Source organism: Vibrio sp. Vb1729, from assembly GCF_033338655.1.
GTDB classification, from domain to species: Bacteria; Pseudomonadota; Gammaproteobacteria; order Enterobacterales; family Vibrionaceae; genus Vibrio; species Vibrio alginolyticus.
In genome coordinates this window covers 809,849-820,312 of record NZ_JAWOTB010000011.1, presented here as the reverse complement: position 1 = coordinate 820,312, position 10,464 = coordinate 809,849, and the positions used below count along the sequence as shown (strand labels likewise).

At 42.7% G+C, this 10,464-nt stretch carries 10 protein-coding genes and 1 pseudogene; 6 read left to right on the top strand and 5 right to left on the bottom strand.

The window, feature by feature from the left end:
- The 3 genes and pseudogenes from R7E29_RS08430 to R7E29_RS08420 form a co-directional block, all read left to right on the top strand.
- Positions 1–465 (top strand): annotated as a pseudogene (locus R7E29_RS08430) (hypothetical protein); the annotation flags it as partial.
- A 255-nt stretch (positions 466–720) separates the two neighbouring features.
- The gene (locus R7E29_RS08425; RefSeq protein WP_258630390.1) at positions 721–1,779 is read left to right on the top strand and encodes a DUF262 domain-containing protein; all 1,059 of its coding nucleotides are present in this window, start codon (positions 721–723) and stop codon (positions 1,777–1,779) included.
- Entirely contained in the window at positions 1,766–2,473 is a 708-nt protein-coding gene (locus tag R7E29_RS08420) for an MAE_28990/MAE_18760 family HEPN-like nuclease (RefSeq protein ID WP_258630388.1), read from the top strand. The genes R7E29_RS08425 and R7E29_RS08420 overlap by 14 nt, the downstream gene beginning before the upstream one ends.
- Here the strand turns inward: R7E29_RS08420 and R7E29_RS08415 are convergent.
- Complete coding sequence (locus R7E29_RS08415) at positions 2,470–2,895, bottom strand: phage protein (RefSeq protein ID WP_193276807.1); 426 nt, start codon at positions 2,893–2,895, stop codon at positions 2,470–2,472. The two genes, R7E29_RS08420 and R7E29_RS08415, sit on opposite strands and share 4 nt — an antisense overlap.
- A 329-nt stretch (positions 2,896–3,224) precedes the next feature.
- On the opposite strand from R7E29_RS08415, the gene R7E29_RS08410 reads away from it, so the two are divergent.
- The 3 genes from R7E29_RS08410 to R7E29_RS08400 all read left to right on the top strand — a co-directional run bounded on the left by R7E29_RS08410 (position 3,225) and on the right by R7E29_RS08400 (position 5,964).
- Positions 3,225–3,590, top strand: a complete 366-nt coding sequence (locus tag R7E29_RS08410) for a regulator (RefSeq protein ID WP_258506441.1) — start codon at positions 3,225–3,227, stop codon at positions 3,588–3,590.
- Between the two features lie 200 nt (positions 3,591–3,790).
- Positions 3,791–5,197, top strand: a complete 1,407-nt coding sequence (locus R7E29_RS08405; protein WP_258506439.1) for a hypothetical protein — start codon at positions 3,791–3,793, stop codon at positions 5,195–5,197.
- Between the two features lie 140 nt (positions 5,198–5,337).
- A complete protein-coding gene (locus R7E29_RS08400; protein WP_262644956.1) occupies positions 5,338–5,964 on the top strand; it encodes a DUF2726 domain-containing protein in 627 nt (208 codons plus the stop codon).
- Between the two features lie 39 nt (positions 5,965–6,003).
- Here R7E29_RS08400 and R7E29_RS08395 read toward each other — a convergent pair whose 3' ends face one another.
- The 4 genes from R7E29_RS08395 to R7E29_RS08380 are packed head-to-tail and all read right to left on the bottom strand — an operon-like array spanning position 6,004 to position 10,431.
- Positions 6,004–7,356 carry a secretin N-terminal domain-containing protein gene (locus R7E29_RS08395; protein WP_262644957.1) on the bottom strand — a complete coding sequence of 451 codons (1,353 nt, stop codon included), beginning with the start codon at positions 7,354–7,356 and terminating at the stop codon, positions 6,004–6,006.
- Between the two features lie 17 nt (positions 7,357–7,373).
- Positions 7,374–8,447 (bottom strand): zonular occludens toxin domain-containing protein, encoded by a 1,074-nt coding sequence (locus tag R7E29_RS08390; protein ID WP_086458358.1) that lies wholly within the window; start codon positions 8,445–8,447, stop codon positions 7,374–7,376.
- Positions 8,447–8,806 carry a DUF5455 family protein gene (locus R7E29_RS08385; protein WP_024701224.1) on the bottom strand — a complete coding sequence of 120 codons (360 nt, stop codon included), beginning with the start codon at positions 8,804–8,806 and terminating at the stop codon, positions 8,447–8,449. The genes R7E29_RS08390 and R7E29_RS08385 overlap by 1 nt, the downstream gene beginning before the upstream one ends.
- Positions 8,806–10,431 carry a methyl-accepting chemotaxis protein gene (locus R7E29_RS08380; protein WP_318082586.1) on the bottom strand — a complete coding sequence of 542 codons (1,626 nt, stop codon included), beginning with the start codon at positions 10,429–10,431 and terminating at the stop codon, positions 8,806–8,808. The genes R7E29_RS08385 and R7E29_RS08380 overlap by 1 nt, the downstream gene beginning before the upstream one ends.
- Positions 10,432–10,464: the final 33 nt, after the last annotated feature.

Here is a 10,464-nt window from a genome sequence, read left to right as displayed (position 1 = left end):
TTCTGGCTTGAAATCCCAAGTCTGGCCGAAGGTGGCGCGACCATTAACTATCGTAAACGTGCGTTTTTCATCGAAAGCGCCGCGCGGGGCGTGTTGTCCGTGGAAGGTGCAGGGGTGTACTACGGTAAAGCCGGACAAGTGCCAAAACTCAATTACACCAATCAAGGCATCGGAAAAGAGTTCATTATCACCAAGAAGTTCTCAAAAGCAGACCCAACCTTTTTCCTACCTTGCGTTGAGGGCTGTTATCCCATTGATAAACACCTGTCGTTTATCATCATGGGCAACCAAGGCTTTGAGTTTGAGTTCCAAGCGCGGGACACCGATTTCAGCTTGGGCGATGATGGCACCGTCACGATGTCGAACATTGGTATGGTGAGCTCAACGGCAAACGCGCAGGTTCGTGGTTTCTTTAGCCAAAACCTATACATGAACTTTTTCGATGTCGCGCCGCCGTTAGTGTAAACAATGAAAGCCAAGGCTTAAACCGTGCGAACTGGTTCGAAACGTCATTAATGACGATTTACACAGCGAGTAGGGAGCCGATACTTTTGGCGGGTCGATTGACCTCGACAGGCTTCAAACGAAAGCCACCAAAGCAGAAGCCTAAAAAAGCCGAACCCTTAGCGATGGGGTTCGGCTTTTTTGCTTTTTATCACAACGCATTAGCGATATGATTTAAGTCACTAAGATAAGCTAATGCTTGCAGAGGATAAATAAGTGGATATTTTGCAAATTCAAGATCAGCTCGATGACAATCGAAGAACTGTCTCATTTGATAGTTACGACATTACCGTAAAGCAACTTTATGACATGATTTGCGAGGGCATGATAGATATCGCGCCAGACTACCAAAGACATTTTGTTTGGGACCCTGCACGACAGTCAGCTTTGATTGAGTCTCTATTTCTTGGGATTCCAGTCCCAAGCTTATTTATGGCAACTAATAGAGATTCGACTTGGGAAGTTATCGATGGTTTGCAGCGCTTAACCACAGTTATTAATTTTATTGGTAAGGATGATGAACTTAAAGACGCAAAAGTTGATTTTCATCAGTTAAAATTAAAAGGCCTAGACAAGCTAGACAGTATGAATAACCTCACTTTCCATGAGTTGCCTTCATCCATTCGTTTTATGTTTTTGACTCGACCATTAAGAATAACCGTTCTGAATGATAGAAGTGATTTCAGCGTACGCTACGACTTATTTGAGCGCTTAAACACAGGAGGTGTAACGTTACATGAGCAGGAAATTAGGAATTGTGTATATGTTGGTGAGTTTAACGACTTTATTAAAGAGCTAGCAACATACGAAAACTTCCTTAAAGTTGTAAAAATGACAGAACGCTCGAAGAGAAGTGGAAGCTATGAAGAGCTAGTACTAAAGTTCTTTGCTTACTACCAGAATACAGATGAGTTTGTGCATAGTGTCAAAGGCTTCTTAAACGACTACATGGAACAGAAAACTAAAAAGTTCAGTGATAGAGTTAAATTGGATAAGGCTTTTAAATCCACATTTGACTTACTAGCAGAACATCTACCTAACGGCATTGTTCGTGGCTCTAGAGTTAACATCACTCCGATAGTTCTATTCGAAGCGGTGTCAGTAGGTGTTGCAAAGGCCATTGATACTGGTAAGGTTCTGTACCCTCAGAATCTTGAGAGTGTGCTAGATGATAAAGAGTTAAAGAAATACACAACGGGTGCAACCAACAGTAGAAAAGCTCTTTACTCAAGAATTGAGATTGTTGTGGATGCTATGACTCATGCCGCTAACTAGGAATAGAAAAAAGGCTACTACGCTCTTTAACGTGGTGACCTCTAATTTATTACATTTAGAAGCAGAAGAAACAAAGCTCAAAGACAAAAATATACCTCCAGAAAACAAACCAAATGAATCGATTCATAAAATACAAAAAGGGCTATATTTTGTTCATTTGTACAGCGCTTTTGAAAAATCTGTAAATGAGCTTATAGTTCGAACTCTAGCTGTCATTGAAAGCAAGTCTGTAAAAAACAAACACTACTCATTGGCTTTCAATACTATTGCTATGGATGCAAAGTTAATGTCTTACAAATCTGCTGGTAAGGATAGGGCGTTAGGTTGTGCTGTATCCATTTTTGAATCTATGGGGCTGAATGAGCACACCAAGTTAAACGAATCAATGTTTGCGCCCAAGTTACAAAATGTCTGGTTTGACACTGCGCAGCTTACGTTAATGAGCTTTGGTATTCCTCCATTAAGTGACCCAAATGGCCAGTTAAAAACATCCGTAGATGAGGTCGTGGATAAACGAAATGCTGTTGCGCATGGAAGGATGACTGCAGATATAGTAGGAGGCTTTCAGCGATGTGACGTCCTCCAGGACAGAACAACTGCCGTACAAACTGTTTTGGAATTAATCACCGATACATTGGAAGACTTTTTAGTAAATAAAAGATACATAGCCGAAAGCTATCGCCATTTATATTAGCTTTTAAGTTTACTAGGTATCCATTCGGCGGCCTTCATCCGACGGCCGCCACGAAACGGCAAGAGATTTTCCTTGGCAGGATAAACCTTGGGATACTCAAAGTGTCCGTACATTTCCACAAACTGACGATGTTCGTCACGCCAAAACACAAAGCTTTCCAATTCTTTAGGGCTGAACTCACGACCTGATGGTGTGATTAACACAGCACGTTGCTCACAAACTCGAAAACCTGACCAACGGATGTCATTAGGCAAATAACCAAGTGACTTGATGAGTAGAAGTTTTTCCGCCATCGGATTCACCGGAACGGTGCCATCTAACCAACGAACAACCGTCGGCTTGGTAACGTGAAAAAACTCGGCGCCTTGCTTAAGGGTTTTAAATTCGCGCCAGAACAGAGTGCAAAATGATTCGTGAAACATGACAACGCTCGCAATTTGGTGAACAGACTAAAATTATTTTTTTCTTGTTTTTTCGCCTAAACCGAACGCCTCATAATGTGGCGGTAAGGGTGTTGGGCGAGTTTTGTAGATTGCGGGAAACAATCGCCAGTAATAGTACAAACGACTTAAACGTTTAAAACTCACAAAATTAAAATTTACGGCTTGGTTATCAGAGACTTATGAAAGGCTTAATCAAAGAGTTAGACTTTGTTAACAAAATACCCCTTAGTGCGCATTATATCTGCTTATGTTGAATACGATTGCATATGCTAGTCCTATAAAATGTCTCTCTTTTGAGGGACTATTCAATGAAGTATCACGAAATGACTAAAAACTATATTTTTCGTGAATTTGAATGTGGTTTATCCGTCGAGCAAGCTGCTGAACTTTGTTTAAAAACTGTGAGAACCGTCAAAGAATGGGATAAGGGAAAAACCATTCCACCGGAGTGTAAACGGCTTATGAGAATGACAAAGGGAAGGGAACTTAGCCCGTCTGAACAATGGGAGCACTTTAAAATGCATTATGACAGATTAGAACTTCCAACAGGACAACTAGTTACTGCCCAACAAATATTGACTGGTATCGCGCTATTAGAGATTGGAGCATTAACTGACTTAGAAGCAGCAGGTCAAGTATTAAAATATGCTAGATCACTAAAGAAAATGATGTAACAAAGGCTCCGCAAGGAGCCTTTTCGTGTAATTTTCTAAATAATCACTCTGCTGAATTGATCTTTAATTACATCAAGATGGTTTATATAGAATGCTAAAGTGTATGATGTGAAAGATCTTGGAGAATCTACTAAAAATCATAATAAGTGACTGTTTCTTAATGTATAGTATCTAAAAAACACACTATAAAGGAACAAATAATGAATTCTCTTATGCAAAGAGAACAAGATTCACATGATCTAAAAGAGACTATTGAATCATTGTTTCAATTCGATGAGCTTGGGCCTTCTGAGACTCTCCAAGCTGGTATTTTTGACGCTGATGGCTGGTATGAGCCCGCGACACATCAATATTGGACAATGGTCGGAGGTGAAATTCTGTTTGATTCTGAAGGCTGTTGGCTCGATAGTGTCAAATTGATTACGAGAAACAAAGACTCAGACATTAAGCTTAAAATCTCTCCTGCAAGCGGGAAAGAGTATTCTGTACCTGTCACACGTAGAAGCTATAAAGAGGGCAAAGAAGAAGTTACCTTTATAATATCTCGCGTTGTTAGTAAGGTAACGTTAGTCGTCAGTGACCCCCATGTAAAACCAGTCGAAGTTGATTATTTGAGAATTCAAGGGATTAGCATCGCTAAACTATCAGAAGCCCAGAGAAACGGGAAATTACTTCTAGAGAAAATCCATCGTGATGTCGGACTAATTCAACGTGAACTTGACTCTGATATAAGTCAATCAAAATCAATAATTGAAGAGTTGACTGAAAAAAAAGCGAATTTACAAGGTGATTTGGCGTCACTAAAAATTGAGGAAGAGCAAGCTAAAGTAAAAATTAAAGCGTTGAATGATCAGGTCGAACAGCAGCAAGATTTTATTGACCGCCTTAATAAGCGACTAAGTAAGGGGAATAACGAGTTTAGTGAATTACAGAATAAGCTTCTGACTACCAAAGAAGAAAAGGATACATTAGAAGCTAGTAAAGACAGCCTGAACACGCAACTATCCGATTTAAATAAAGAGGTGCTGTCGGTTAAAAGCTCTCTTGCTGAATATAAAAAGGATGCAGCTCTATATAGTGAAGATTTTTCAACATTAAAAGTTAGCGTGATATTACAAAACTTGTTTTACGGTGTGGCTTTGATACTAGCAAGCCTCATTGGTTGGTGGCTTGTGTGCAACATGTATGAAGGCGCGCTTAGCTTATCGCTAGCTATTGATGAAAAAGAACTGCCCTTAAAGGCCATATGGCCACTACTCGTATCTCGATTACCCTTAATAGCTATCAATTTCTTTTTACTAACAGCTTTATCAAGTCTAATTTTGTATCTGGTCAAGATAATAGTAAAAAATAACGAAGAGACTAAGAAAGTAAAACAAGCTGCTTATTTAGTTAGGGAAGTAGTGACGTATCAAAATTATGAGCTTTCAATTTCGGATAAAGTGATTTTCGAGCAAAGAGTCAACGCAAAACTTAAGCTTATACAGAAGCTTTTGCAACCAGAATGCTTGGGCCAGGAGCAAAAACAAAAAGAAGTGAAGGACGAGTCTAAAAGCCCTACAGAGTTAGTAAAAGCTCTAGAGTCAGTAATTAAAAAATACTCGTGAACTCAGTAACGCTCATTAGATTGTGAAAAATACTCCCCCGTGTTGTATCACGGGGTGTATAAAAGCTGATTTCTATAACACACTGAGCAAAAACGATATGCTACCATGCACTCATTTTTTTTATGAGTGAGGAACGGAAAGTGCCTGAATTACTGATACTTATATCCTTAGCGTGTATTGTGTATCTATTCACAAAAAAGGGAAAGAAACCTAAACGTAGGCTTAACGAATGGGAACAAGGTGCAGCGGTTAGAAGACCAAACAGCGTACATTCTTTTGAACCCAAAGTTGTAGAAAAGAACCCAAAGATAGTCGAAGTCGCTCTGCCGAAGACTGGCAGTAAGACTAATTCTATACCTCACAAGAAAAGTACATACTTGGCCACCAAGACAGAGCGCAGATTCTATAGGGTGTTGCAGGAGCTTATACCTGATGAATACGTGATTCATAGCCAAGTTTCATTGATGGCGTTAGTTCAACCGACCAATTTTAAAGATAACTCTCGAACTTGGGCTAAAAGAATGGACTACGTGATAACGGATAGAGACACAAAAGTATTGGCGGTCATCGAGCTAGATGATTCATCTCATAGACAGAAGAAGAGACAAGAGCGAGATATATACGTAAACAATGCACTTCACGGACACCATCCGTTGCTTCGGTTTGAAGCTAGAAGTTCTTATGACAAAACACATATCGCAACCGTATTAGAGCGCGATACGATAATAAAGTGTAGAGAATTGGAAAGCGTATTACAGTACAGCTAAAGGAGAGCCGAACAGCAATTGTTCGGCTTTTCTTTTAACTCAAAGTATCGTGGTTCTTATCGTTACTTTAAGTTCTTTATCTACCGTATTGGTCTTTTCTGACCGGAATAGAGCACCAAGCAAAGGCACATCCATCAAGACAGGCACACCGCTTACCGAGTCTCGTTGCTCTTGAGAAATCAAGCCACCTAAAGAGATCGTTTGGCGGTCTTTGACCTTGACCACTGTTTGCAGTGTTCGCGTATTGGTGATGATATCGGATGCGATAGAGGAATCCGTTACCGAATCGGATTTTTGCATTATCTGCAACACAACATGATCACCAATCACATGCGGTACTACCTCAAGTGACACGCCCACATCCTTACGCTCAATTTGCTGGACTCGATTACCGCCGTCAGTTACCTCAGATGAAGTGAGGAACGGCACGTTCTGACCAACCGTGATATAACCGCGCTCCCTGTCCATAATGAACATGTTTGGTCGTGATAAGAGCTTAGTATTCTGATTCTTAGACACGGCTTTAATAAGCGCATTGAAATCGCCGCCCTCATAGAACAACAGGTTATCAACGGCTTTCTTAATTGCGGTAGGCTGCGAAACAAAGCCAGCCTCACTCAGTGCCAAGTCCATATTCACGCCGATTTCTTGAGAATCACCGAGCTCAGTTTCGGTAATCACCGCCTCGATAAAGACTTGCTTTTGTGGTCTATCAATCCCTTTGATGAGCACATCAATGTGCTTCAATTGATTCTCAGAGCCAGTCACGATAATGCTGTTTGTGGTCGGGAGCACTTCAACCTTGTAGTTCTTAATTGCTTTGTTGTTCAGTGTTTGATTCTGAGTTGCAGCAAGCATCGAGGAAATCAAATCAACGACCTTGGTATTTCGAACATTCTCAAAGAAGTACAGCTTCACTTGAGAGGGTTCGAACGTCTCCACCTTGTTAGCATCGGCAATGATGGTAAAAACGCCGTGGTCATGCGTAAGCTCGTAACCATGCGCACGAAGCACCGAAAGGAAAAAGGCTGGATAGTCCTCATCTTTCAAATCCGGCGCGGTAAAGCTGACCTCACCAGTGACACCATGACCGAGCACAACTGTGTTTCCAGTGTGAACCGAGAACCACGATGCGAAGTCTCCAATCGGTGTGTTTTTTGCCTCAAATGGCGCAGAGGTGGCGGCAAAAGCAGGAAAGCCGAGCAGGGTGCACGCCAACAGAAAGGTGTTAATGCTGGATGTGGAAAAGTTGGAACAAGCCGTTGTTTGTTTCTCAACTTTTCCACAGCGCATGATAAGTAATGAGCGCGCAAACAGTGAGCCTCCGGCGCAATAAAATTCTTTTTGTATTTCTGAAAGAAAAGCTGTGAGTTTTGCGATTATCCATGACATAAAGCGCACCTTTTTCCCTAGCACATGACTTTGAATGATTGACCGTTGCCACTCACCGTAATGGAGCAAGAGCCGTTAGATTGAGCCGTAAAGCCTTTTGCGTATAGTTGCGACGACGACAGACGCACATCGTCCTTAACCAGCACAAAAGACGGGGCAACGTTTGGGGGATTCATTGAAGATTCGATTCGATAGCCATCAAGCAAGTCACTCAATGACTCGCGAGGCACCGCGGCTTGAGCCGTTTCGGGTTCCGTCGATATGTTCGGTGTGCCAACTAAGGTGAACACCGCAAACGAGACGGCGACACCTGCCGCAAACACACTGAATCGTGAGTATTTGCGGAGATAGATTTTCGTAATGCGCATGATATTTCTCAACGTATACGGGACAGTGTAACGTCCGTGGGTATAGTAGGGCGGCAATACTGAAAAAACGCCGTCCTCATAGTTGTTCCTAAACATCTGCTTAGTGTCGTAAGAGCTGTATAAGTCCGTACCCCAGAGCATCCATTTATCGACGGTGAGTGAGTTCGCGTTGTCACCATACTTCACAATGCCAACGTGTAGCTTAGGCATTTTCAACTTGAGTTGACCGAGCGTCAGAACAGATACCGCAGTCGAGATAATAGGGACTTGAAGGCGGTCTAAACGACGACAAAACACGGTGTGTTCTGCGAGCGCGAGACGCGCTTGTTTATCAACAATCGAAATGTCTTGAACGATGAAAATCACATCCCATCCAAGCTTTCGAATATGCAAAAGGTGATCAATTAACTTTTGTCGATTCTTATCGTTCCATGTTCGCGAGTTAAACCACGTTCCGCACTCATCGAGCACAATCAAGCCGTCTTTTTTGGTGTCATAGCTCTTGTTTGCCGAGCCAATCACCATCAAATCCTCTACCTGAGGCTTGTCCGGAAGACGATAAAGGCGAGTGTTGCGCTTGTTGCGTCCAAGCATTTCTTTCAAGTTGATATCGAGGTTTGTCGCCACAGGCACACCGCGCATAAATGCCTCGCGAATCTTACCGACTGCCGTTAGCGTTTTACCTGAGCCGAGCTTACCCGTAACAAAGTAGACCGATGCCATTACGCCGCCCTCACAATCGCGTAGAACTTCCACTCCCACACCCAACGCAGCAGACGCGCCGAGTAAATCGCACTCACACAAGGCACGGCGTTATTAGGGATGAACATACCCGCTGCTTGTGACCACATTGGAGGCGCAACATAAGACAGACCCGTTGCAAGGGTATATATTGCCAAGGTGAGGGTGACGGTTAAACCGATTAGCAGCGTTAAAATGACCAAGTTAATCGTGACGTTTCGTGCTTTCGCAATGAAGAACCAACCAAATAGCGTGGTCGCTATCTGAGAGATAAAGGCAACCAGAGCAGGGAGGCGCAACGCCGTCCCAATGGTACTGACAATTGGTAATAGCTGAATCATTAGTAATATCTCCCCGAACCTGGCTTGTTACTTGGTACAGGCGTGACCTCAGTCAGCAGGATTTCAACAAGCGTCTTAATCGTGTAGATGTAAATCAGAATTGAGATGATCATTTTGAGTTTCTGCGAAAACTCACAAGAGATAGAAGCGCGACCACCGCCAAGCTTAGGCAAAGATAGATTCATGCAGGGCGTAGGCTTAGGTAACACACTCAAAAACGAATCCGATATAGCATTAATATGCCCCTCAGATTCCGCCGTCAGATTCTTCTCAATCAAATCGTTAGCCGCATCGGTCACGGTCTTTTCATAGGAATTCATCGCACCGGACACGGCTTTATCCGCTTGAGTCAGCACATCACCGACATAATCCGAACCTAAACCATGAGGGTTTTCACAATAGTTGTTTTCCTCGGTGGGCTCACAAGGCTTGAGGTCGTCGAGCTTATCCGATAGCTCTGCAAATCCATCAGCATTCGTGGTTTGCAAATCATCGAGTTCCTTAACCACCTCACCAACAGAATTGGTGTTTCGATTGACCGCCGTCGTGATGTCACCGTTAGCTTGCTGAATCAGCGCCTTAGTGTTTTCGTAAATCTTGTTGTCGTTGATTTGCTGCTTTTGAATCGCTTGGGTGTTAGTCACCATCGACGCATTAAGCGCAATGATTTGGTTTTGAATATCAGCGCTCGATTGATTGAGGTCGACATTTAGCGCGTTGAGTGCTTTGTTCACATCCGAATTAAGCCCTTTGATTGCACCAACTACTGCCGTGTCAGTGTTTTCATTTGTGTCAGGGTCTTCAACTTCTGGCTCATCTTCGGTATCCGGTGGATACACTGTATTGGTTGAATCGTCAGGGAGCACGCTAGGGTCTTCGATATCACCCGTTGGGTCGTCAGGGTCGTGAATCGGGTCATCAGGAATAATAGGGGTGTCAGGACCATCTTTACCCCAAAACAGCGTACCACCATCACACTGATTACCAGTGAATTGAAACTTACCGTGACAGCGAGTGTTTTGGGTAAATTCGCCCGAATCTACATCGGTACAAAGCGTAGTGTCATTTGGAATACGCTCAAGCTCACAACGGGTTGCGCCAAAATCGCCATAACATGCCCCCGTGACTTGCTCACCATAAACATAAGCCGACCAATGAAGTGATTGAGTGTCATTGATGGATTGCTTGAACTGGCAAGCATCCATACAAGTGCCGTCAGGGTTTTCACCAAACTCACATGCAGGAACGATAGGTTCACAGGTGTAACCATCACCGTCTTTTACTTTTTCATGGTCTGCTGGACACTTAGCAGTATCATGACGGAACCATACAGTTTGAATTTTCGGGAAAGAAGAGCTGTCGGTATTACACATTATACGTAAGCCGAACTCATCGCTATCCATGTAACATGACTTAGTGGAGAAGTCTTTGTATCGAACAAACTTATTTTCATAACAAGAGACATAAGAATAAGGGTTAACTCTCATCCCCCTAGACAGTTTGCAGTCTGGATAAGCTATAACATCCCTCACAGCGTAAGTAGGTTGAGCTGCACTTACACTAAAAGCACTAAACAAAACACCCAGTAAAATAATCAGTGACGCTATGCTTTGTTTAATGTTCATTTGTAAATCTTCCTCGTGAAAAATAACGCCCCC